The following is a 24996-nucleotide window of genomic DNA, read 5'->3' as shown; positions in this document are numbered from 1 at the left end:
TGAGATGAGGAAAGAAGTCATTACCGCAGATCCTGGTATGTACTCTCTATCAGAGACAAACCCGCGAGTCGCGGCGGAGAGGAAAGCTTATAAATTCGGGTGGTCATGGTGGAAAACGCTGCTGCCTCCCATCATCGCATTCGTGATATTTGTTGGAGGGTGGGAACTGTTCTGCCGGCTGGCCGACATTAAACCTTATTTACTGCCCAAACCGTCCGATATCGTTCTTGCTGCAACGGAGAACGCCGCGAATCTGTGGGTATCAGTATGGACGACGATCATCGAATCGGTAATTGGCTTTCTGCTGAGTGTCGTGCTAGGAGTTGGATTTGCGATCATTTTGGCAAGTTCCAAGCTTGTCGAGAGAAGCATCTACCCGTATGCCATTATTATGCAAACGATACCGATCGTTGCCATCGCACCGATCATCGTCATTTGGTTTGGTGCCGGGGTCAATGCAATCGTCATTATCGCATTCCTCATCGGATTTTTCCCCATGCTGTCCAATACATTAATTGGACTTAACTCAACCGACCACAATATGAAGAACCTGTTCTACCTGTATAACGCCTCACCTTTTCAAACCATGTTCCGTCTGCGCTTGCCGTCTGCACTGCCCTACATCGTCGCCGGACTCAAGATTTCCTGTACACTTGCTGTCATCGGAGCCATCGTTGGCGAATATATCGCTGGCATTGGTGGTGGGCAGGGAGGCTTAGGTTATGCAATTACCGTCGCCGCCTCCCGTCTCCGAACTCCATACTTGTTCGCTTGTGGATTCTCGGCATCTCTGCTCGGTATCACTTTTTTCCTTCTGGTCAACGCCTTCTCCAAGTGGATGCTTAGCTCTTGGCATGAATCCGAGATGAAATCGTCAGAAGGATAGAGAAACGACAACTCGAAAGGAAGTGGCGATCATGCTGGATGATCTGGAAGTCATAAACGTAAGGTTGCCCCTTGCGGCGGGCGGCGGGTTGTTCAAGTTAAGGATCAAAGATGGGAAGTGGTCTTCCATTGAAGCTCAGGAAGGGCTTGTTATCTCAGATCGGCACCTGCCGATCTCCAAGCTAAATTTCGATGAGCTTCGGACAACCCGGGAAATCGATCTGCAGGAGCGGGTGCTCCTGCCCGGATTTGTAGATGTCCATATGCATCTAGACAAAGCATATTCTATCGCCCATGTCCGCAATCGTTCGGGAACACTCTTGGAAGCGATCGAGAATTATCGCTCCGTCGTTCCGTCGTTCAGTAAAGAATTGATCAGAGAACGGATCATTAAGTCGGCACTTCGAGCGGCTTCCTTCGGTAGTCTCACACTTCGTAGTCATCTCGACGTTCCCTTTCATCTTGGACGTGAGGTTGCATTCCGTACGGTAGAGGCAGCTCTAGAAGCTAGGGAGACGGTGAAGGATTTCGTCGACATTCAGTATTTTCCCATGTATTTCTATGATTCCGCCAACCACCGAGGGATCACTGAGTTTGCTGAGGAGACGTTGCGAATGGGTATTGACGGCGTCGGCGGAGCCCCCCATCTTGCACCTGACCCAGAAGCTGGAATCCGTTGGGCGTTCGAGCTCGCGACAGCATTTAACCGGCCGATTGATCTGCATTGCGATGAATCTGACGATCCTGAAGTCAAGACGATCGATTTCTATTGCGACCAAGTCCTGTTGCACGGCTATGGGGGAATGGCAACGGCGGGTCATCTATGTTCACTCTCCGCGATGGCCCAGAAGGAAGCCGACCGGCTGATTGGCAAAATGGCAGATGCGGGTATTGGCACAGTCACGCTTCCCGTAGTCAATCTGTATCTGCAGGGCCGTGGTGATCATGGGAACGTAAGACGTGGTCTCACGCGCGTCAAGGAACTTTTGAAAGCCGGAATTCCCGTTGCGGCGGCCTCCGACAATATTCAAGACCCGTTCCACCCGTTCGGTCGGGGAGATATGCTGCAGATTGGACTTATGACTGCCTATGCTGCACATCTGGCTAGTGAAGAGGATCTGGATACGATACTACGGATGCTGACGCATCTTCCAGCGGCTATCGCTGGTGTTCCGGAATACGGTGTTTCTACCGGCAATCCAGCAAGCTTCGTCGTTCTGGATGCAGGATCTGGAGAAGAACTCTTACAAGAGCTCCCCGCCACACGCTGGGTATACAACAAGAAGCGTTGGATTTATGCGTCTGAGCTGAAGCAGCAGTGGACGAACCCGATTGCAGCATTTCTACCTTAAGTGTTAAGTTAACCGTCGCTAACCTGCTCATTTAGTTTTGAGTGCCTGTCCGCCCAGAAGCGGATGCACCTATAGATATCATTAATAGGATAAGGGAGGAAGAAACATGCTCACAAAAACTACAAGAGGTAAGCATTTCAGGTTATGGGGGCTGTCTCTAATAGTCACGTCTGTCATGGCACTGTCGGCCTGCGGGTCCGACAAGAATGGAGACGTTTCTCAGGGTAGCGAATCGGCGGGTAACCAACCGGCGGAAGTCAAGGTAACCAAAGTCACACAGGTGACGAACTGGTTTGCGGAGCCAGAGCATGGTGGTCAGTATGCTGCGCTCTCGAAGGGATTTTACAAAGATGCAGGTCTTGACATGACGATTCAACCTGGCGGTCCCGGTGTCTCTGCGTCACAGATCGTGGCTTCCGGCAAAGCTGAATTCGGCATGGGGCAGGCGGATGAGATCCTGCTGGCACGTGAGAATGGTATTCCGCTGGTAGCAATCGCGGCAACCTTCCAAAAAAATCCTCAAGGCATTATGTACCATAAAGACAAATACAAGGACATCTCTGAGTTGAACGGTCACAAGGTCTACGTGGGCAGCGGTGTAGCCTTCTGGGAATATCTCAAAAAGGCTTATAAGTTGGACACGGTACAAGAGATGAAGTATACCGGTTCTCTTGCGAATTTCGTTGCCGACCCGGAATCCGCCACCCAAATATATGTCACTTCGGAGCCGTTCACGATGCAGCAGGAAGGCGTGGATGTTGACTACTTCCTTAATTATGATCTTGGCTACAAGCAGTACGGCAACATCCTGTTCACCACAGAAGATTACATTAAGGACCATCCGGATATCGTCAAGGCTTACGTCGAGGCCTCCATCAAGGGCTGGGATTACTATAAAGATAATTCTGAAGAAATCAACAAGGTAATGCAGGAAAAAAACCCGGATCTTAAGCTGGAAGCGATGGCATTCGGCACGAAGGCTCAGGAAGCACTGGTCTACGGCGGGGACGCGGAGACTAACGGAGTCGGCTACATGAACAAAGAAATCTGGGAAGGGTTGCAAAAGCAACTGGTCGATATCGGCATTCTGAAGAAGACTGCCCCGATCGATGAAGCGTTCACCAACGAGTTTCTTCCCGCAAAATAATGAGTTATTTCCGTTCTGGACGCTGATTGCAGCGTATTCGATTCTTTAACTGACGAAGGGCGGGGCGAGAATGGCGAAGGTCTTGATCATCTATTTCAGCGCTTACGGACATATTCATCGGATGGCTGAGGCGGCTGCAAAAGGAGCCTCAGACGAAGAGCACGAGGTGAGGATTAGACGCATACCGGAGTTTCGTTCTCCTGACAACGTAACGGCACTGCTCGACCATCCGAGCCACAGACAAGACCGTGGGGAGGATATGATGTCCGGCAAGTTCCGTGTTGTTGCAAGATGGGAGAAGTATGAGACCTCTCAGGAAGAGCAAAAGGATGTTCCAGAAGTGTCTCATGACGATTTGCGCTGGGCGGAAGGCATTGTGTGGGGCTTTCCTACTTATTACGGATCGATGCCAGCTCAGGTCAAGTCGTTCCTCGATATGTCAGGCAATCTGTGTGCTAGTGGAGAATTGGAGGGCAAACCGACTGGAGTCATAACGAGCGCCGGTTCGATCCATACGGGTCATGAGGCAACCATTCTCACCTCTATCGTGCCACTGCTTCATTTCGGTCTGATTTATATCGGTCTTCCTTATTCACAGAATCCTGAATACTTGACAGCGGATGCTATCGGTGGTTCTCCCTATGGGCCCTCTACCCTGGCGGGTCCGGATAGTTCGAGAACACCCGATGAGCGCGAGTTGATTATGGCGGGCAGGCTGGGCGCTCGTGTAGCAAGATTTGCCGAAGCGACCAAAGGCATCAAATGAATGGCGGGGATGAGATGACGAGCTCTTATGATTTGATAGTGAGAAATGCCCTACTAATTGGTAACGACACATCTACCGATATTGGGATAACGGACGGGTTAATTGCTGGGATGGGCCAGTTGGCAGATGCGGAGGCTGCGGAGACGATCGATGCGGAAGGCAGACTATTGGTACCTCCGTTCGTTGAGCCGCATGTCCATCTGGATACGGCACTAACTGCAGGGAATCCGGTCTGGAACGAAAGCGGTACGCTGGCGGAAGGGATCGGAATCTGGTCTTCACGTAAGCTGATGCTCACAAGAGAGGATATTATCGCAAGAGCGGAGCGCACGATTCAACTGTATCTCGGTTACGGTGTACTTCATCTGCGAACGATGGTAGACATAGGAGACCCGAAGCTGATGGCGCTGGAAGCCATATTGGAGATCAAGGAACGCTATCGTGGGCTGATAGACATCCAAGTTATTGCATTTCCCCAAGATGGAATCATAGGTTGTCCAGCCAATGAAGAGCGGATGAAGGAAGCGCTGCGTATGGGCGCGGACGGAGTGTCTGCGGTTCCACATCTGGAGAATACCCGTGAGGAGGGAGTACTATCCTTACGCAAGGCGTTCAATTTGGCGGAACGCAGCGGTACGTATGTTCATGTATTCTGTGATGAGACCGATGACGAGAATTCCAAATATCTGGAGGTCTGCGCCTCCTTGGCGCTATCCTCTGGGATTGGTTCTCGGGTGACGGCAGCACATGCAAACGCCGCGGCTTATTATAACGAATCGTACTTCCAGAAGATTATGGGGCTGGTCAAACGATCCGGACTCTCGATCGTCGCTTGTCCGTTGATTAACAGTGTTATGCAAGGTCGCTATGATAGTTACCCCAAGGGAAGAGGAATTACGCGCATCAAGGAATTCCAGCAGGCAGGTATTAACGTCGCGTTGTCCCATGATGATATTCGTTCACCTTTCTATCCCCTAGGAACAGGCAATCCGCTGGATGCCGCCCATATGGCTGCCCATCTGGCTCATATGAGTGGACGTGCCGAAATGCGAAGCTTGATTGGGATGATAACAGAAGGTGGAGCAATAGCGATGGGTCTGGAGGAATATAATTACCAAGGTGGTGTACTCAGGGATGGAGCTCCAGCTTCGTTTCTCTTGTTCGACGCCAAGGACTCCAGTGATCTGATCCGCCAGCGCCTGTCACCACGGTTCGTATTCCGCAGCGGCCGCGTCATCGCTGAGACGCGGCCAGCAGTCACAAACCTGTTAGATACAGCGGATAATGGAAGAGCTGATTTAGTCATTCCACTCGCAATGAAAATGGGGGCTTCCCCTAATGTATCGTAAGGTAGAAAGGATTGAGCAGAGAGAATCTGTTCAATCCTTTTTTTTGAATAAAAGATAAAAGAAGTCTTGTATCAAACTATCGCTATCAGCAGCACTGACGTCTAATCCTCTGGGACAAGCTCGGAATATTTTCCGAACCCATCCTCACAAGTTATATCCAATTCAAGAATGTCGTAAAGAGATTGTTTGGAATCCTCTAATTTTTTTTGAGCGTCTTCAATTCCTGCTATTTTTTCTTTAATAATTTTTGTTTGTTCATCTTTTGAAATGCCATTTTTCGAGATCATTGATCTTATATCATTAATTGAAAAACCAACAGCTAAACAATTTTTAACAACATCTAGATGATGAATGATTTCCAATGTATAATTCCGATAATTATTCTGTTCTCTCAATATATACTCCTCAGTGATAATGCCAATTTTCTCATAATAACGGATGGTTGATATCGGTAAGTCAACCATTTCCGCTACTTCACTAATCTTCATATGAATCACCTCGTTTTTTCTCTTGCTATAAAGTATACTTCATAGTTTACAATCCTCATAGTGAAGATAAGTGGCATACAGCACAATCTCACAAATATAAAATAAGGAGTTAATCATATGACATCTTTAAAACTCACCAGAAAATTTCACAAAACAAACGATTTCAATGAAATCGTCTTGGAGCGCCGTTCCGTTAAAGTCTATGATCCTGAAGTGAAAATCAGCCGGGAGGAAATGACTGAAATTTTGGCGGAAGCTTCCCTTGCCCCCTCTGCCATTAACATGCAGCCGTGGCGTTTCCTTGTCATCGACAGCGCTGAAGGCAAAGAAAAACTGGCACCGCTGGCCTCCTTCAACCAGACGCAAGCTCTAACATCCTCGGCTGTTATTGCGGTATTTTACGATGCAAATAACATTGAATATATTGACGAAATTTTCGGCAAAGCAGTGGAACTTGGATACATGCCACAGGAGATCATGGATATGCAATTGAAACAAGTAAAACCTTATTATGCGAATATATCCGCATCCGACCTGCGTGATGTGAACCTGATTGATTCGAGTCTCATTTCGATGCAGTTGATGCTGGTTGCCCGTGCTCACGGATATGATACCAACCCGATGGCTGGTTATGAGAAGGAACAGATCGCAGAAGCTTTTGGAATGGATAAAGCCCGGTTTCAACCGGTCATGTTAATCTCGATAGGAAAAGCAGCCAAAGAGAGCTATCCTTCCTACCGCCTGCCTGTTGAAACGATCACAACTTGGGCTTAACTCTTAAGAGCAAAAATTAAAGTGGATAGTGAGCCGATGTAGTATTAGCACTTGGCAATGCTTAAGAAAAAGAGCGAGTAATAGTCCACCGGTTTTATCGGTGGACTATTACTCATCAATCGCACTATTTTAGCCACACAAATACTTAGGCTGCCTGCACACAAACATGTATAATTATAAAAGATTAAATCCGAACCAGCGGGAGGTAGAGTTCAATCATGAATATTAGACAAATACAAATCATAGATAATGCATCTATCGAACACATCATCAGGAACTGCTTGATCGAGTTTGGCGGTAACAGAGCCGGCCTTGCTTGGGAAGATGACAGCCTGCATGATCTATATCATTATTATAATAATGAAAAAGACCGTGCTTACTGGATTATTGAAGAGGAGGGAGAAGTGTTGGGCGGGTGTGGTATTGCTCATTTTGCCGATACAGGTAATGTTTGTGAACTGCAGAAGATGTACTTATCCTCGAAGAGTAGAGGAACCGGAGCAGCAGCTGAACTATTGCAGGTAGCCTTGGACTTCGCCAAACTCCATTACAAAAAGTGTTATTTGGAGACTTTGCAAAACATGCATGCGGCTAACCGCTTTTATACGAAATATGGGTTTGAACTTTTAGAGGCACCACTTGCAGGTTCGGAGCATTTTGCCTGTGATGCTTGGTATATTAAAGATTTAGGAGAATGAAGTACATAACCAAGGAAGCTCCAGACTGGCGGTATTCGATCACCGTGTTGAGTTGTTACCAATAAGAAACCACAGAAGAATCAAAATCCCAAAAGATAGCCATCAGATCATCTGGTGGCTATTCTATTTGACGTTTTTTTCAATTCACTACTTTTTGTGGCCTCGTTCAATATAAGTATCATTTTTTAAAGGCTAGCTTGATATTTAAACCTATCAATCCGGTTCTCCGCCACCTTCGGGGTTTCCTCCGGGGATATCTGGATCGGCGGGGGGTTCTACTGGTTCTATAGGATCTGCCGGAGGAACGTCGGGAGCTCCGGGTGCGCCGGGATCACCCGGAGCTCCTGGTATGCCAGGGGCAGGTAAGTCTCCATCCAGAACAAAATGTTCACCTGGAGGCATATCCGGAATATCACCGGGACCGGGATCCGCTGCGGCGGCGGGGTCATCGAATAAAAATCCAGGATTATTAACCGCTTCCCAGTTATACCGTTCCATAAAGGGGTCTCTTTCGATATCTGCACGACATATCGGGCAACTGGCATTGGCATCCTCATTAACATGCTGGAAGAGCTGAACGACGCACTCGAAATGCATTTCAGATCCTTCGAATTGTAATCCGCCATGACCACAATCCAACGCGATAAGGTCGTATCGATTGCTCTCATTGCAGATGATACATTCGTGATCTGTGCTTGGGTAAATGGGTATAGGCATACAGTTTCCTCCAAATTTAAGAATATTTAAATGCAAATTTAATATATCATAAATTTACTTGATATAAATGGAATTCTATTAAATAAAGTGGAATTTTAGTTTAAAAAGAAGGTATTTACCAAATTTTGACGAATACATATTTTACGACTGATCTAAGACTGGAGCTGAGGAGTAGCCAACAAGAACACAATTGATTCTGTAGGATCGACTGGATGTACGATATTAATAAGAAGTGAATACTAATTGAGGTGGTGTGGTTATGTCTGATGATTTATGGCAAGAAAGGTCGAATACGATTTTGACACAACCTTATCTAATTCAAAGCGATCAAGGTCCACTTCACGGGCAGTCAACTGTAGTTGGACTTTCGGTATCCTGCCACACTCAAGAAAACGTCTCATCCATATCAGAATTTTATATAATTGAACAGGTTTTCAATATTAATCCCTCGCAGATGTATCAACTCAATGATAGAGTAAAGGGGTACTTTATAGCGGATATTACTATTGAAACTATCTCGCCCAACTTTGAAGATCAACCCGACATGTTACCGCTTTTATCTAGCTCTCCATCAACAACCGTTGGCTCCACATCATATACTACATCGACTTCTTACACATTTGGTGGAAGTATTGGCGTTATGGGTGATCAACTAACTGCAAGTGTTTCGGAGAGCTATACGGTTTCCAATTCTACAACAGTAAACATCCCAGACATTAGTATAGAGAACAACTCGCTAACACTTGGGAATAATGCTGTATGGAAATTTAGCTTTAATAATAACGACATGGAATATGCTGACGGATCGAATGCAACGACTTCTTCCATAACTAATTTCCAACCAACTGTTAATGCGATGTGGGAATTAAAAATTGCGGACAACCCTTTAATTGGACCCCCTACGTTCCAGACAAGAATTACAATGAATTTTCGTAGAACAGGATATCCCTTAATGCAACCACTATCTTCAACCATTACCATGAATGAAAATTACAATTTTACCGTCATGAAACCAGTCCCACCTCCTGCTCCTGTTAAGTAACATTATTTCAATCATTATTTCAATTGAATTCTTGGTTTTTAGAACTCAGCCTGTGAATCTGTGTGTTCCTAATGGAACACCAGATCACAGGCTGAACTTTTTTGGGAATGACCCAGCACGATGGATTATCCTTATATTTCTCGATGGAATCGCATACCTTTTCCGTAGAATTGCCTCTTATAGTTTGCGTTGCACTGTCTCTATAATGGGGATGTATTACTTTGAGAGGGGGAACGTCTGCATTTCTACGATCGGCAAGGAAGGTGAGAAAAGACTGGATTTAGGAAAGCGCTGGAAAATGAAACATCACGACTTGTAAACGCTACCATTCGAAGCACTTTCGGAGGTTTACACCTTTTCTCGCACCACATATTATTGAGGAGGAATATAATGCGCAACAAGTATGTTGTATGGTCACTTATAGTAACCATGCTGATTTCAAGCATATTCCTGGCAGTCGGATCTCTCGTTCCTGCATTTGCCGCAGGCGGACCGAACCTGACGCTAGGCAAAAGCATAACGGCGAGTGGTCAATCTCAAACTTATAGTCCTGACAATGTGAAAGACAGCAATCAAGATACTTATTGGGAGAGCACGAACAATGCGTTCCCACAATGGCTTCAAGTCGATTTGGGAGCAAATACGAATATTGATCAGATCGTGTTGAAAATACCTGCGGGCTGGGGAGCGCGGACACAAACACTAGCCATTCAAGGTAGCACGAACGGCACAACGTTCACGAACATTATCGCATCCACGGATTATGTATTCGATCCATCAGTTGCGGGCAACACAGTCACGATCAACTTTGCAGCAGCAAGCACGCGCTACGTTCGGCTGAACGTAACAGGCAACACGATCTGGCCGGCAGCACAATTCTCGGAATTTGAAATTTATGGCGTTAGCGGTTCTACGCCAACACCAACACCAACACCAGCACCCTCAGGTACCTACCAGGCCGAGTCCGCTGTACTCTCCGGTGGAGCCAAAGTAAACACAGACCACACTGGCTATGCAGGCACGGGCTTTGTTGACGGCTATTTGTCGCAAGGTCCATCGACGACTTTCACTGTTAATGTAACGGAGGCAGGCAGCAGGGGCGTAACGCTGAAATATGCCAACGCGAGCGGCAGTGCGAAGACCATAAGTATCTATGTCAATGGTACGAAAATCCGCCAGTCCACGCTGCCTAATCTGGCAAACTGGGATACATGGAGTACCGTGGTGGAAACACTTAGCCTGAATGCCGGAAACAACACAATAGCATATAAATACGACGCTGGAGATTCCGGCAACATCAACCTTGACCAAATCACGATGGCGACGACGATCTCTACGCCAACAGCAACACCGACTCCTACGGTGGCACCAACAGCAACAGCAACAGCAACAGCAACAGCAACACCAACAGCGACACCAACAGCAACACCAACGGCGACACCGACTCCTACAGCAACACCGACGCCGCCTCCGGGCAGCAATATCGCAATCGGCAAATCGATTACTGCATCTTCCAGCACATTATCGTTCGTGGCAACCAATGCTAACGATAACGATATCAATACGTACTGGGAAGGTGGCAGTAATCCAAGTACACTGACGCTAGATCTCGGAGCGAACCAGAACATTACATCCATTGTACTGAAGCTGAACCCGTCTTCTGCATGGGGTACACGAACGCAAAACATACAAGTACTCGGCAGCAACCAAAACACAACGACCTTCAGCAATCTGATTTCGGCGCAAACCTACACATTCAACCCTGCTTCCGGCAATACGGTTACAATTCCGGTTACGGCGACGGTTAAACGTCTGCAGTTGAACATTACGTCGAACTCAGGTGCTTCTGCCGGACAAATTGCTGAGTTCCAAGTATTTGGCACACCTGCTCCGAATCCGGACCTGACGATTACAAGCCTATCTTGGTTACCGTCTGCTCCGATCGAAACAAGTGCAATTACGCTGAATGCAACCGTTAAGAACAACGGCAATGCCGATTCCGCGGCGACTACGGTCAACTTCTACCTGAACAACGAGCTCGCTGGCTCAACTCCGGTAGGATTACTAGCAGCAGGCGCTTCGGCGACGGTATCACTAAATGCCGGAACCAAAACCGCTGCATCGTACTCGATTAGCGCCAAGGTAGATGAGAGCAACACGATCATCGAACAGAATGATGCGAACAACAGCTATACGAACCCCGCTTCACTCGTTGTCGCACCTGTTTCCAGTTCTGACCTCGTAGGAACTGTTTCATGGTCGCCAAGTAATCCAGTTGCCAATAATATGGTTAGCTTCACGGTAAATATTAAGAACCAAGGAACCATAGCTTCGGCAAGCGGTTCTCATGGAGTCACAGTAGTTCTTAAGAATTCTGCAGGTTCAACGATTCAAACCTTTAATGGAGCCTATAGCGGCGCAATAGCTGCGGGATCATCTGTTAATGTCGCTGTTCCCGGAACGTGGACAGCGGTAAACGGCAACTATACTGTGAACACAACTGTTGCAGTAGATGCTAACGAAGTTACAACTAAGCAAGCAAACAACGCTAGTACAACTAGCCTGGTTGTATATGCCCTACGAGGAGCGAGCGTTCCATATAGCCGATATGATACCGATGACGCTACTCGCGGTGGTTCAGCCACTCTGAAGACTGCACTGACATTCGATCAAGCACTGATTGCATCGGAAGCTTCCGGTCAGCGCTATGTGGCACTTCCTTCGAATGGCTCCAATCTTCAATGGACTGTCAGACCGGGTGAAGGTGGTGCAGGTGTAACTATGAGATTTACCATGCCCGATTCATCAGACGGTATGGGACTTAATGGTTCACTTGACGTTTACGTTAATGGTGTCAATACCAAGACAGTACCATTGACATCTTACTACAGCTGGCAGTATTTCTCGGGTGATCAGCCTGGAGATGCTCCTAGTGCAGGGCGTCCACTCTTCCGTTTTGATGAAGTACACTGGAAACTGAATACTCCACTTCAGCCCGGTGATACGATCCGTATCCAGAAGAACAATGGGGATAACCTGGAATATGGTGTCGATTTCATCGAAATAGAGCCTCTTCCTGCCGCTATCGCTCGTCCAGCTAACTCGGTTTCAGTAACCGATTATGGTGCGATTGCGAACGATAGCCAGGATGACCTTGCGGCTTTTAATGCTACTGTATCTGCAGCAGTTTCATCTGGTAAGACTTTGTATATTCCGGAAGGAACGTTCAACCTTAGCAGCATGTGGCAAATCGGTTCAATCAGCAATATGATCAATAACTTTACGGTCACAGGTGCTGGTTTCTGGTACACGAACCTCCAGTTTACCAACCCCAATGCGGCGGGCGGCGGGATCTCGCTTCGCATCACAGGCAAGCTTGATTTCAGCAATGTGTATATGAATTCGAATTTGCGGTCGCGTTATAGCCAAAATGCAATCTATAAAGGCTTCATGGACAATTTTGGAACCAATTCCGTGATCCACAATGTCTGGGTAGAGCATTTTGAGTGCGGGATGTGGGTAGGGGATTATGGCCATACGCCAGCGATCTTTGCGAATGGGTTGCTTGTTGAGAACAGCCGAATTCGGAATAACCTTGCTGATGGCATCAACTTCTCCCAAGGTACCAGTAATTCGACTGTACGAAATACCAATGTGCGAAATAACGGTGATGATGGTCTAGCCGTATGGCCGAGTAATACTTTTGGTGCCCCTGATGGTGTAAACAATACTTTCTCGTATAACACTGTTGAGGATAACTGGCGTGCAGGTGGAATTGCGTTCTTTGGGGGGAGTGGACATAAAGCTGACCACAACGTAATTATAGACACTGTCGGCGGTTCCGGCATCAGATTGAACACCACATTTCCCGGAGCCCATTTCAACAACAATACCGGCATTCTATTTTCGGATACTACCATAATTAACAGCGGTACCAGTAGGGATCTTTATGATGGTGAACGTGGGGCAATCGATCTGGAAGCTTCTGGCGACGGGATCAAAAACGTAACGTTTACCAACATCGATATCATTAACACGCAACGCGACGCTATTCAGTTTGGTTATGGTGGTGGATTTCAAAATATCGTATTTAACAACATCACCATCGATGGCACGGGTCTTGATGGAGTAACAACCTCACGGTTCTCGGGACCTCATAAGGGCTCGGCTATTTACACCTATACGGGTAATGGCTCCGCGACGTTCAACAACCTGATAACCCGGAACGTCGCTAACCCCAATCTGAATTTCATCCAGACGGGTTTTGGTCTGATCATCCAGTAAGTATTCGGGTATACCCATGGGGAGAAGTTCTTCGGAACTCCTCCCTTTTTGTGTTTTCATAAATCCTTGAAAAGAGATTCGCTTGACATGGAGTCTACTCCATACGATAAGCTTCAGTTTATCCGGATAGCAATAAATAGGGAGGATGGAGCGGATGGAGCCAACATTTTCAATCGCAGAGATTTCCAAAAGTACAGGTCTCAGTTATGACACGATACGTTATTATGAGAAAATCGGCCTCTTGCCTCCGGTGAGTCGCAAGGAGAACGGACAGCTGGAATACGAAAAGAGTGATCTTGATCGTTTGATCTTTATTACTCATCTAAAAAAAACCAATATGCCGTTGAAGGAAATTGAACGATATATGACTTGGGCATCTGATCAAAATTACGTAAGCTGCTACAACGTACTTTATGAACACAAACTCAAAATAGAGACGCAAATGAGGAAATACAAACGACTTTAAAAATCATGAACTATAAGATGGAGCACTTTCAGGACCTGATGAAGCGTTCAGGATTAGGAGGGGATTGAATAATGGACATGGATAACGTTTATAAAATTACACCTCAAGCTCCGATCCCATCGGGATTCGGACCACATACTACGGCACATGAAGCACTTGCTGGTCTTGACCTAAGCGGGAAGATCGCCATCGTTACCGGTGGGTATTCTGGAGTTGGCCTGGAGACAACTCGCGCTTTGGCCGAAGCAGGTGCGACGGTTATTGTACCCGCACGTACATCAGAGAAAGCCCGCGCTGCGATCGCTGGTATTCCCCAAGTTGAGCTGGAGGAGCTGGATCTTATCGATCCTGCGTCCATAGATGCGTTCGCGCAGCGGTTTCTCGACTCTGGAAGACAACTGGATATCCTCATTAATAATGCCGGCATCATGGCTCCCCCATTGGTGCGGGATGCACGTGGCTACGAATCTCAATTCGCCACCAATCATTTAGGTCACTTTCAGTTGACTGAACGGCTCTGGCCGGCCTTGAAACAAGTGGGAAGCGCACGAGTGGTCTCGGTCTCTTCAACGGGAATCCGCTTTGGAGGTGTAGATATAGACGATCCCAACTTTGAACGCCGGGAGTACGACAAGTGGAAAGCTTACGGCCAGTCCAAGTCTGCTAACGCGCTGTTTGCTGTTGCACTGGATAGACGCGGCCAGGCACACGGCATCCACGCATTCTCTGTCCATCCTGGCAGAATCATGACGGATTTGGTCCGTTTTATGTCCGATGACGAGAAGAGTACAACAGGTACAGATTTCAAGACTACGGAGCAAGGAGCGGCAACAAGCGTGTGGTGTGCGACTAGCCCTCAGTTGGAGGGCAAAGGTGGCGTGAACTGCTTAGATGTCGATATTGCCGAGGCTATTCCGGCACTTGATCTGCAGGGGATGGCTCAAGTATTATCGGGAGTATTACCCTGGGCGATTGATCCTGAATTGGCTGAGCAGCTGTGGCAGCTTAGTGAGGAAATGACTGGTGTGAAGTTTAAAAGTTAAGCACAACACTACTATTAACAACATTGTAATGTGGATGATTAAATTGAAAAGCAATTGAGCCTGAGTTTTAGGTTCAGTTGCTTTTTTGTGGTGGAAATCTAGTAAATAACGATCAGTAGGATACGTTCTTTTGTGCTGCGCCATTCGTTTCGATTCTCTTTCACAGGCATTGGCAGATTTAGTCTCGATGAAAAAGCATCGAAAATGGTGAAAGCTTGAATAGTCTGGCACTAACTCTAATGAATAAGCTGAATAATAAAAACGATTAAGCAAGGCGCAGCCACATCCATTTGGTGTGCAACGAGTGAGGAATTGGATGGATAGGGAGGCGTTTATTGTGAAGACTGTAATATCACCTAGGCTGTGGGAGCTTAGTGAAAAGCTTACAGGAGTTAAGTTTAAAATCGTTTAAGATATTAACCGCAAAAAGATATTTCTTCAAATTCAAACCTTCTAGCTCTTCTAGGCGTTACCTATTAATAACAGCCAATTATAGAGGAGGTTGATGTGGATGAAGAGGTTTGGACATTTATTGTTATTATTTTCGCTCATGGCAACGCTGCTGATGCCTGTATTTGCTTTTGCTGAAGCAGGTCCGGGACAAGCAGGTGCAGCCGTGAAGACAGATGCGCAGACTGCTGCTGAGCTTGGTTTACTCAGTGGGGACGGAAACGGCATCAATATCGCATATTTAGCCAAAGGATCGACACGAATTCAAGCGGCAATTATTTCACTCCGGTTACAGGGTAAGTTAGATGAGGCGACCGTGTTTCTAGGGACCACAAGCTTCGCTGATTCTAACCTCGTAGGCAAAAGCAATCAAGCGATTCTCGCCTATCTGCACAATCACCCCGAGTTCGGCTGGAGTGGTGCAGGTGCAAACCGCTTTGATCCACTTGCACCTATCAGTTCACAGCAATTGTATAAAGTGCTGCTTGAAGTGCTAGGCTTCAAATCGAATGTAGACTTTGATTATAAAAACACAGAAATGTTCGCAGCCAGCAAAGGCTTGACGCAAATCGCTGGTATTTCCAAGCTGACAAACGCCCATATCGCTTCAGCGTTGATAGAGACGTTGTCCGAGCAAATGTCCGCAGGTCATATACTGTTTGACATGCTGAAGGAACAAGGTGTAGTCGCGGCTTCCGCAGCATTGCCTGCAGGTGAGCGGATTGAACTTCGAACCGACTCCAAACTGGGTACATTCTTCACAAATGGAGAGGGCCGTACACTGTATTATTTCTCGAATGACGCACAGAACCTGGATGCCTGTCAGGGCCAATGCATTACCAACTGGCCATTCCTGACCTCTGATCAGCTCCAAATTCCGGCTACGTTAAACGCCACAGATTTCACAAAGTTGACGCATGCGGACGGCACTACACAGTGGATGTACAAAGGGTGGCCATTGTATACCTTTGTGAAGGATGCCAAAGCTGGCGATACGCTTGGTGATGGTGTAAACGGAGTCTGGTTCGTCGTAAATCCAACTGAAATAAAGGGGACAAAAGCCGGTCAGGCCATGTCTCAGCCGAGCGAAGCTTCCAAAACATATCATATCGATATCAAGGATTATTCGTTCGGCTCGGGACCACTCACGGTTGAGGCTGGATCGACAATCATCTTCACCAACTTTGATGATATGCAACATAACGCGGTAGCAGTGAATGGCAGCTTCTCGCTTCCGCTACTCTCCAAGGGAGACACCTACACAATCACACTGGATAAGCCAGGTACTTATGATTACTATTGCCAGCCGCATAAAAGCTTTATGACTGGTCAAATTATCGTGAAATGAAGGTGAACTGAATATGAAGTTTCTAATTATGAAGGTTCTGAACATGATAGTAATTCTTCTAATTGGAGTAGTCGCACTCTCAGCTTGCAGTACATCAAGTAATAACGGTTATAGTGAGAAGCAAACTGAACAAACTTCCACGGCTGGAACGCAGAATCAGCCAGTAGCAGTTGAGAGCACCCAGTCGACTGAACCTGTAAAGACTGAAGGCGTTGCTGACTCTAAAGTGGCAAACGATGTAGTTGATAACAGCGCCACAGCCACTACATCTGCTAATAATAACATGAATGAGGCTATGAACGATGTTGGCAGCGAACCGTCTGAGTCAAGTGGAAAGGATAGCAAAACGCCCACTCCTGCCCCAACACCGCCTCCGGTTAAAAGCGGGGATAAAGTTGTCAAAAGCAGTAAAAGCTCCCCTGTAGCGGAGAAACCAGCAAGTAAGGAGTATGTAGTCGAAATCGTTAATTTCAACTTTTCGCCTAACAAAATCGAAATTCATGTCGGTGATACCGTTAAATTTGTGAATCGGGATTCGATCAGACATACGGCCACCGCAACCGACATGTCGTTTGACAGTGACTTGCTAGGGCAAGATGAATCCAAGACGTTTACCTTCAATAAAGAGGGAGAGATCAATTACGCTTGCAAGCCTCATCCGGGCATGAAGGGCTCGATTATTGTCACGGCCAACTGATACAATTGGAATCTGTCGACAAAAGCAGGGTGACCGAATTCAGGTTCCTCCTGCTTTTGCCTTGCCGATCTCGCTAAATTTGTACCCTTCGAGTATGATTAGTTCGGGTTATTTATCCAAGTCAACCCTGGAGGCATCGTCACATGCATAATCTATCTGATTACGAATTGATGCTGCTCGTAAAACAAAAGCGGCAAGAAGCATTGTCTGTCTTATACGACAGGTATGTGTCGCTAGTCTATTCCTTTGCCTGGAAAGCACTGCGGGACGAGCAGGCAGCGCGGGACATCGTACAATCCGTATTTGTCCGTTTGTGGACAACAGAATCGGAGTACAACCCAGATAAAGGACGGTTTACGAGTTGGCTTATAACTATTACCCGGAATTTATCGATGGATTTACTGCGCAAGCAGCGTCGAGACACGGATGGACAAGTGCCTTATTTACCTGAGGAATTGGAAAGCATCCCGGACAACGGGGCTTCCCCCGAAGCTCGGGCAGAGCGGGAATCACTTAAGGAACAAATACGTTCCGCCTATCATTTCTTATCCAAGCAGCAGATCGAGCTGCTGGAGCATTTTTACTGGCAAGGCTATAGTTTGAAAGAACTGGCTGCTCATTATAAGGAGCCGCTAGGCACCGTGAAGAACAGGCTGCATCAAGCTTTGAAAATCTTACGCAGACATCTGCAGCTGGAGGGGGAAGGATGATGAACAATAAGAAGCAGACATCGATATGTGACCTGTCACTGGACGTCTTGTCCGGAGTGTGCACTGATGAAGAGCGTGTTGCTTTCGAGCGTCATCTCCCGAGCTGTGAGGCCTGCCAAGCCGACAAGGATGAACTGCAACTCATATGGGAGGCGCTTTACGCCGATATGGAACCGATCGAACCGCCAATGGATTTGAAGCAGCAGGTCATGGATGCTGCCTTTGCTGCAGATACGGCAATGGCAGTTCAGACCGTCAGCACCATAAGCCGACGCAAACCTAGGAGACGATGGCTGTTTACAGCATCCGCAGCTCTTGTTCTAGCCTTGTTAATCCTCGGCTCTGCCTGGAACATAACCCTTTATCAGAAGCGGGCAAGTGGACCGTTGCCGATAGAACAAGCCTTATCGGTTTCAGCCTCACAAGTATCGAAGGTTGTCTCCTTGCAGCCCCAATTCCCTGCAGAATCCCAAGCCTTTGGCATCGCATGTATTATTGATAATGGAAAAAGCAAGCAGTTTGTTGTATATGTATACGGAGCGCCTGATACAATCGGTACTCAAGCCTATCAGGTATGGCTTATCAAGGATGGTGTCCGTAGAAGTGCCGGCACCTTCCGGGTGAGCGATGAAGGCAAGGGAGTTGGCGTGTTGGCGATGCCGATCCAGTCGGATACCCTAAGCTTCGACACAATAGGTATCACACTCGAGCCTGACGATAAAGGCGATCAGCCCCGTGGGGAGAAGATTCTCGGTTCTGTCTAGAAGTTAGGTAGATGTAGATATACACAGCTAGCCTGATTCCGTTTTATATGGGAATCAGGCTGTTTTGCGTGCTGAGCGATCCTATTGCACCGTACAGATAAACATTTGTGATAATATAATGATAATTCTAATATTTGCTAAATAAGGGGAAGTGTCGATGAAAAGGTTGTTACCTGTGCTCTTAGTTTTTGGTTTGCTTCTGAGTTTAAATATCACACAAGGGAATGCTGTATCTGCTGATCCGGCTAAACAGGTATTGCGTATTGGTTTTGAGAGTATCCCTGTACTCCTTGACCCTTCCATGGCTACTGACGATAGCACAACTACAGTCATTAAAGGATTGTTCGAAGGTCTGGTTCGATTGAATGAAGCTGGACAAGCCGTACCGGGTATAGCCAAGGACTGGAAAATTTCAACTGATGGCAAAACCTATACGTTTAACCTTCGTTCTAGCGCGAAATGGAGCAATCAGCAGCAGGTGAAAGCTTCGGACTTTGAGTACGCGTGGAAAAGGGCACTTGCCCCAGAAGCGGGTAACTCCAATGCTTTTAAAATGTTCATGATTGCTAACGCAGAAACTTACCATAATGGTAAACTAAAGGACTCCTCGAAAGTGGGGGTGAAAGCATTAAACAACACTACGCTTCAAGTGACACTGTCCGAAAAAACATCATACTTCATTCAACTTCTCGCAGAAAACACCTATCTGCCAGTCAATGCTTTGATCGCGAAAGCAGACAAAAAGTGGGCAACCCAACTTAAAACCATAGTGACTAATGGTCCCTTCAAACTTAAGCAATGGGATAAAGATATCGTTACATTAGTTAAAAACTCCAATTATTATGCGGCCCAAGAAATTCATTTTACAGAGGTTCAGCTACTTCGGCCCAAAGCTGGAACGTCAACAACGACGGTTGCTTACATAAATAATGAGGTAGATTGGGTTGGGGGGAACGAACTTATAGACTATGCTTCTTTAGATTCAGCTTCCACTCAGGATATGTGTGAATTCCCTATTGGTTCTACCTATTATTACCAATTCAATCTAAACAAAGCCCCTTTTAATAATCTGAAGATTCGCAAAGCGTTAGCTATGGCCGTCGACCGCGAATCTATCCATTATGGCACGCCAGCATATGGGTTTGTTCCTTGGAACATCCCTGGTGCAAAACTAGACTTTCGTGCAGAGATCCAAGATACGCATTATTTTAGTGAAGATGTGGTGTTGGCTAAGAAGCTGCTGCAGGAGGGCTTGCAGGAAGAAGGATTTACGAAGCTTCCAAGCTTTTCGATTATTGTGAATGCGAATTCCAATCATTCCACTATTGCAAAATCCGTCATATCCAGTTGGAATAAGAATCTGGGTGTCGAAGCGACCCTTGAACTCCAACCTTGGGCAGAACTGCTCGATAACCGTTACAGTCAAAACTTTACCATGGCCAGAGCGGGTTGGGCAGCGGACTATAACGATCCTGCGGCTATGCTGGAATATTTCACATCTTGGAGTACGGACAACGATACAGGCTGGAGCAATAAACTTTATGACAGTTATATCCGAAAAGCACGGCAAACGACTGAACCTCGTGATCGTATTCAAGCTTATGCAAAAGCTGAAAAACTGCTCATAGATCAGATGGTCATTATCCCACTGTATTATTATGTAGCTGATGTGTTGCATAAATCTAATATTGAAAATGTGTATGTTGACTATGATAGTTCCGTAGTCTTTGCAAGAGGATATCTAAAATAAGTTTCTATGGAGTGTAAAGTAGTACAAAAAAATGCGAGATCTCCGAATTCGGGATCTCGCATTTGCTGCAAATATGAGTTTAGAGTGGAGACACGATAAAGCGGAAGGTATAAGGCCGGTTAGCCGGCAGTGTAAACTGTTCGTGCGTCCGTGCTCCCCAGCTGTCATCCCCGCCGACACCCATCTGTTTGTAGTTGACTCTCAGTACGGTTTTATTGGAAACGGGTAATTTATAAATATGATCATTTGCTTCCAATTCTTCAGGGCTCCAAGGAAGGGCATTAATTTCCAGAGTAGCCGAGCTTTCAAAATAAAGCCCAGAACCATTCGCGCTCTCTGTGAGGGAGGCATATCTGACATCTGTCTTGTTGCCGCACTCCTGAGGTCTAAGATAAGGTATAAATTGCTCACTAACCTTGCCGCTATATCGTCCCAGTTTCGCACCCGTTTGTCTGTCCCAATAGTTCTCATGAGGTCCTCTACCATACCAGGAAAGGGTATCCAGACTTCCATCAAGCACGAACAGCATACCGAATTCAGGGATTTCCGGGAGTGAACTGCCCCCCGGATTCAGTTCCTGCGTAATCTCCATGGACCCGTCGGGGCGAATCTCATAATGGAGCAGCAATGTGGAATCAGGATTCGTAGCCAAAAGATAAGCGATAGAGACGTAACAACGATTACCTTCAACTCGGCATGAGAAATGGGCGATATTCCGGCTGTAAGAAGCTTCCTTCCAGACCGCGCAACGCTTCTGCAATCCGTTACCAAGATCATTGTCGGTTACCGCTCTCCAGAAATTGGGTCTTACAGGCTCAAGCAAGCGTTCTTTTCCCGAGGAAAGGTAAGAGAATAAATCTCCTGTAGTCATATTAAAAGTCAGAGCAAAGGCACCGCCCATAACCGTTAAAGCATCTCCTTCTTCAGTAACCCGCAGCTCTTCTCCTAGTGGATCGGTACTGTTGGTAACCATACGCGGAGATACAATAAATTGTTCCCAAGCGATTTCATGATTGGCCTCAGACCAGAAAGTTGCTGCCCGCTGCACAAAAGATACAGTCAGAATGGCTTCTTTGTCATTTACAAAAGAATTCAGTTCGTACGGAATAGTACATTCAGCGCTTTCTCCAGGTTGAACTGCAATCTGCAGCACACCTTCCAGCGCTATTTCTCCGTTCAAGCGAATATCCCATCTCAGATCATACTCTTCAATATTCGTAAATAAGAAGTTGTTGCGGAACGAGAAGAGTCCCTTGTTAATGTCTACAGCGGTTATTTTTATATTTTGGTAGCATTTTTTGACCTCAAGCAGTTTAGGAGTTATCGTTCGGTCTGCAAATAGTAATCCGTTCCCACTAAAATTACCATCATGCGGAGATTCTCCAAAGTCGCCACCATAAGCCAAATATTCAATCCCATCGGCGGTGTGGGTCCGAATGGCCTGATCCACCCAATCCCAAATGAAAGCACCTTGAAAAATGTCATATTGGTCAAATAAATCGCAGTACAGATGCAGGCCGCCACAGGAATTGCCCATAGCGTGACTATATTCGCAGATGATATAAGGCTTCTGCGGATGGTTCCGCGCATATTTTTCAATATCGTCCGGTTTAGCGTACATTGTAGACTCAATATCACTAGCTGCTTCCGAAGGTTTATAGTGGAAGATGCCTTCATAATGAACAGGTCTCGTCGGATCGGCTTGTCTCAGTTGGTCATGCATGGCGATAAAGTTATCGCCTCCGAAAGACTCATTGCCCAGCGACCAAATCACAACAGATGGATGATTCTTGTCCCGTTGCATCATGGAATTACAGCGGTCCAGCACATTGGCGCGCCATTCCGGTTTACTACCGGGGATGTTCCCCTCATGCAGATTCTGTTGCCCATACTGCCAAGAACCGTGTGTCTCCAGATTCGTCTCATCTATGACATAGATTCCATACTCGTCGCAGAGCTCATACCAAACGGACTGATTAGGATAATGAGAGGTTCGGACCGCATTAATATTATGAGATTTCATCAATTGAATATCGCGAATCATATCAGCTTTGGCCAGCGCGCGGCCGGTATCGCAGGAGAATTCGTGCCGGTTAACGCCTTTGAGCACTACTCTTTTACCGTTAATCTTCATAAGACCGTCTTTGATCTCGAAGGAACGAAATCCGACTTTACTACTTACAGCTTCCAATAGATGCTCTTGATCGTCGATTAATGAGAGTGCCAGAGTATACAGATACGGTTTCTCAGCACTCCATTTATACGGATGATCGACAAGTGCCGCTAGCTGGAGTTGTTGCATGCCACTTTCATTAAACGAAATACTCGCGGAAACTGGAGCAGTCCATACCGCTTGGCCCTGTTCATCATAGAGCTGCATTTGGAGCGCATGAGCACTTACATCTCGGTTAAAGTAATTTTCTACTTGTATGTTCACGTTCAGTTCTGCATTTGCGAATTCGTTATCCAGATCGGTGCGGACAAAAAAGTCAGCAACGTGAACTGGAGGAGCTGTGTACAAATAAACATCACGAAAAATACCACTAAGACGCCAGAAGTCCTGATCCTCTAGCCAACTGGCATCGCACCAACGATACACCTCAACGGCTAGCTTGTTTTCTCCAGGATTCAAGTAGGGGGTGATATCAAACTCGGACGGAGTAAAGGTATCTTCGCCATAACCAACCAATTCTCCATTTACCCATACATAAAAAGCAGATTCAACGCCCTGGAAGCTGAGGTATACAGGTTGTCCTTCCCAAGACTCCGGTACTGTGAAGCTTCGTATGTAAGAGCCTACCGGATTATACACCGTTGGAGCAAAGGGTGGTTTCAACTCGGGTTCGGACTCTGCCCAGGGATAACGCACATTTGTATATTGAGGATAGTCATAGCCCTGGAACTGCCAGTGAGAGGGAACGGGAATAGCGGACCAACTACTGCTGTCAAAATCTGCTTTATAAAAATCCTTGCATCGCTGCTCTGGTGTTTCGGAAAAAGAGAATTTCCAGGAACCGTTAAGGGTCTGGTAGTACGGGGAGACTTCTTTAACATCCTGTAAGGCCTCTGACACAGTTGGATAGGATATCATGGAGGCATGTGCATCCAACCGATTCAGTTGAAATATCTCGGGATTGTTATTCCATTCGGGGTAGCCGTTTGCAGGCGGCTGATAGACAAGCTTGTGGCGCATGAGTAACATCTCCTCATCTTTATTAGTATATTCATATTATAAGACGAGTCATTTGCAACGGATATAGAAGGATTTTCTCCTTTTATAGCACAATATGAAACTAGAATCATCTTTGGAAGCAGAGTAGAATGGAAGAGACCATTTAATAGTAATAATGAAGGTTTACAGTGGATATCAAGAAAAAACGGGGGAGACGCATGAAGAGCAAATTGATCTTTTGCCAAACGGAAGAGACGATATTATTACCGCTGTATGCTACAACAATCGGTTATTGGGAGCATCAGTCGGAAACGGTTCGTCCGGCCGGATTTCCAGATTATCAATTCCATCAGATTCTCGATGGCAAAGGTGAGCTGGCGATCAAAGATAAACGGTACTTGGTTGGCCCCGGGGATGTTTTCTTTCTATATCCGCATATCGCACACTCCTATACTCCGATCAGCCGCGCGTGGAGGCTATCATGGATCTCTTTTAATGGTAGAGAAGCTAGCCAGATGCTGCAGTTCTTAGGGATTCGCGAGTCGGGTCCTGGAAGATTAAGAGACGAACGATTACTGAAGCCTTTAAGAGAAATGCTCACGGTATCAGATGGTAATGAACCGGGAGCCAACCTCGAACGTTCCAGGCTGTTATATACGCTGCTCCTTGATTTGAAACGTAATCTGCTGCCCTCATCAAAAGAGGATGATGAGCTGGAACGCATTCAACCGGTTCTTCAGCATATTGAACGCAACCTGCACAGAGCTCTGCCGTTGAAGGAGTTAGCTGAGGTGGCTTCCGTATCTCCGCAGTATTTATGCCGTCTTTTTCAGCGAACCCTGCATGATCGACCTGTAACCTATATTAATAAGCAGCGCATTAACCGGAGCAAACAATTAATGTTTACTGGACGGGAGAAAAAAATATATGAAATCGCGCAGTTGGTCGGCTTTGATCATGCCAGTTATTTCTGTGCGGTGTTTAGGCGTGTTACCGGAATGAAACCCGAGGAATTTAAGCGGCTGCATGGTTTGGATTAACGCCAACTGATTATGGGAAGCGCAGAAAATAATATCCACCGATGTGCTATGATT

General features: G+C 46.5%; 20 protein-coding genes. 17 read left to right on the top strand and 3 right to left on the bottom strand.

Annotated features, from left to right (window positions below; genetic code table 11):
• The first annotated feature begins 4 nt into the window (after positions 1 to 4).
• From GJB61_RS18845 to GJB61_RS18825, 5 genes are all read left to right on the top strand, one after another.
• Positions 5 to 886, top strand: a complete 882-nt coding sequence (locus GJB61_RS18845; protein WP_154120564.1) for an ABC transporter permease — start codon at positions 5 to 7, stop codon at positions 884 to 886.
• A gap of 31 nt (positions 887 to 917) precedes the next feature.
• Positions 918 to 2237: an amidohydrolase family protein gene (locus GJB61_RS18840; RefSeq protein ID WP_154120563.1), complete on the top strand. Its 1320-nt coding sequence runs from the start codon at positions 918 to 920 to the stop codon at positions 2235 to 2237.
• A gap of 106 nt (positions 2238 to 2343) precedes the next feature.
• Positions 2344 to 3384 (top strand): ABC transporter substrate-binding protein, encoded by a 1041-nt coding sequence (locus tag GJB61_RS18835; RefSeq protein WP_154120562.1) that lies wholly within the window; start codon positions 2344 to 2346, stop codon positions 3382 to 3384.
• Between the two features lie 70 nt (positions 3385 to 3454).
• The gene (locus tag GJB61_RS18830) at positions 3455 to 4150 is read left to right on the top strand and encodes an NAD(P)H-dependent oxidoreductase (protein WP_154120561.1); all 696 of its coding nucleotides are present in this window, start codon (positions 3455 to 3457) and stop codon (positions 4148 to 4150) included.
• A 38-nt stretch (positions 4151 to 4188) separates the two neighbouring features.
• The gene (locus GJB61_RS18825) at positions 4189 to 5499 is read left to right on the top strand and encodes an amidohydrolase family protein (protein ID WP_338115970.1); all 1311 of its coding nucleotides are present in this window, start codon (positions 4189 to 4191) and stop codon (positions 5497 to 5499) included.
• Positions 5500 to 5600: 101 nt separating this feature from the next.
• On the opposite strand, the gene GJB61_RS18820 is transcribed toward GJB61_RS18825, so the two are convergent.
• The gene (locus tag GJB61_RS18820) at positions 5601 to 5987 is read right to left on the bottom strand and encodes a helix-turn-helix domain-containing protein (RefSeq protein WP_154120559.1); all 387 of its coding nucleotides are present in this window, start codon (positions 5985 to 5987) and stop codon (positions 5601 to 5603) included.
• A gap of 117 nt (positions 5988 to 6104) precedes the next feature.
• Between GJB61_RS18820 and GJB61_RS18815 the strand changes: the two genes are divergently transcribed.
• Positions 6105 to 6761 (top strand): nitroreductase family protein, encoded by a 657-nt coding sequence (locus tag GJB61_RS18815; RefSeq protein ID WP_154120558.1) that lies wholly within the window; start codon positions 6105 to 6107, stop codon positions 6759 to 6761.
• A gap of 218 nt (positions 6762 to 6979) precedes the next feature.
• Positions 6980 to 7459: a GNAT family N-acetyltransferase gene (locus tag GJB61_RS18810; protein ID WP_154120557.1), complete on the top strand. Its 480-nt coding sequence runs from the start codon at positions 6980 to 6982 to the stop codon at positions 7457 to 7459.
• Between the two features lie 213 nt (positions 7460 to 7672).
• On the opposite strand, the gene GJB61_RS18805 is transcribed toward GJB61_RS18810, so the two are convergent.
• Positions 7673 to 8176, bottom strand: coding sequence for an RING finger protein (locus GJB61_RS18805; protein WP_154120556.1), 504 nt, complete (start codon positions 8174 to 8176; stop codon positions 7673 to 7675).
• Positions 8177 to 8435: 259 nt separating this feature from the next.
• Between GJB61_RS18805 and GJB61_RS18800 the strand changes: the two genes are divergently transcribed.
• From GJB61_RS18800 to GJB61_RS18760, 9 genes are all read left to right on the top strand, one after another.
• A complete protein-coding gene (locus GJB61_RS18800; protein ID WP_154120555.1) occupies positions 8436 to 9218 on the top strand; it encodes a hypothetical protein in 783 nt (260 codons plus the stop codon).
• Between the two features lie 390 nt (positions 9219 to 9608).
• Positions 9609 to 13502 (top strand): discoidin domain-containing protein, encoded by a 3894-nt coding sequence (locus GJB61_RS18795; protein WP_154120554.1) that lies wholly within the window; start codon positions 9609 to 9611, stop codon positions 13500 to 13502.
• Positions 13503 to 13656: 154 nt separating this feature from the next.
• Complete coding sequence (locus GJB61_RS18790; protein WP_195724393.1) at positions 13657 to 13968, top strand: MerR family transcriptional regulator; 312 nt, start codon at positions 13657 to 13659, stop codon at positions 13966 to 13968.
• A gap of 77 nt (positions 13969 to 14045) precedes the next feature.
• Positions 14046 to 15011: an oxidoreductase gene (locus GJB61_RS18785; RefSeq protein ID WP_195724406.1), complete on the top strand. Its 966-nt coding sequence runs from the start codon at positions 14046 to 14048 to the stop codon at positions 15009 to 15011.
• Positions 15012 to 15522: 511 nt separating this feature from the next.
• Positions 15523 to 16809 carry a plastocyanin/azurin family copper-binding protein gene (locus GJB61_RS18780; protein WP_195724392.1) on the top strand — a complete coding sequence of 429 codons (1287 nt, stop codon included), beginning with the start codon at positions 15523 to 15525 and terminating at the stop codon, positions 16807 to 16809.
• Between the two features lie 13 nt (positions 16810 to 16822).
• Positions 16823 to 17506 (top strand): cupredoxin domain-containing protein, encoded by a 684-nt coding sequence (locus tag GJB61_RS18775; RefSeq protein ID WP_154120550.1) that lies wholly within the window; start codon positions 16823 to 16825, stop codon positions 17504 to 17506.
• A 143-nt stretch (positions 17507 to 17649) separates the two neighbouring features.
• Positions 17650 to 18216 carry an RNA polymerase sigma factor gene (locus GJB61_RS18770; RefSeq protein ID WP_154120549.1) on the top strand — a complete coding sequence of 189 codons (567 nt, stop codon included), beginning with the start codon at positions 17650 to 17652 and terminating at the stop codon, positions 18214 to 18216.
• Complete coding sequence (locus GJB61_RS18765; RefSeq protein WP_154120548.1) at positions 18213 to 18980, top strand: anti-sigma factor; 768 nt, start codon at positions 18213 to 18215, stop codon at positions 18978 to 18980. The genes GJB61_RS18770 and GJB61_RS18765 overlap by 4 nt, the downstream gene beginning before the upstream one ends.
• A gap of 157 nt (positions 18981 to 19137) precedes the next feature.
• A complete protein-coding gene (locus GJB61_RS18760; RefSeq protein WP_154120547.1) occupies positions 19138 to 20730 on the top strand; it encodes a peptide ABC transporter substrate-binding protein in 1593 nt (530 codons plus the stop codon).
• 79 nt (positions 20731 to 20809) lie between these two features.
• Here GJB61_RS18760 and lacZ read toward each other — a convergent pair whose 3' ends face one another.
• A complete protein-coding gene (gene lacZ / locus GJB61_RS18755; RefSeq protein WP_154120546.1) occupies positions 20810 to 23923 on the bottom strand; it encodes a beta-galactosidase, LacZ type in 3114 nt (1037 codons plus the stop codon).
• A gap of 197 nt (positions 23924 to 24120) precedes the next feature.
• On the opposite strand from lacZ, the gene GJB61_RS18750 reads away from it, so the two are divergent.
• Positions 24121 to 24942, top strand: coding sequence for an AraC family transcriptional regulator (locus GJB61_RS18750; protein WP_154120545.1), 822 nt, complete (start codon positions 24121 to 24123; stop codon positions 24940 to 24942).
• Positions 24943 to 24996: the final 54 nt, after the last annotated feature.

This window comes from Paenibacillus monticola, assembly GCF_009664975.1.
Lineage (GTDB): Bacteria > Bacillota > Bacilli > Paenibacillales > Paenibacillaceae > Paenibacillus_AQ > Paenibacillus_AQ monticola.
Note: the sequence above shows the minus strand (reverse complement) of the source record. Positions and strands in the feature narration are given on the sequence as shown.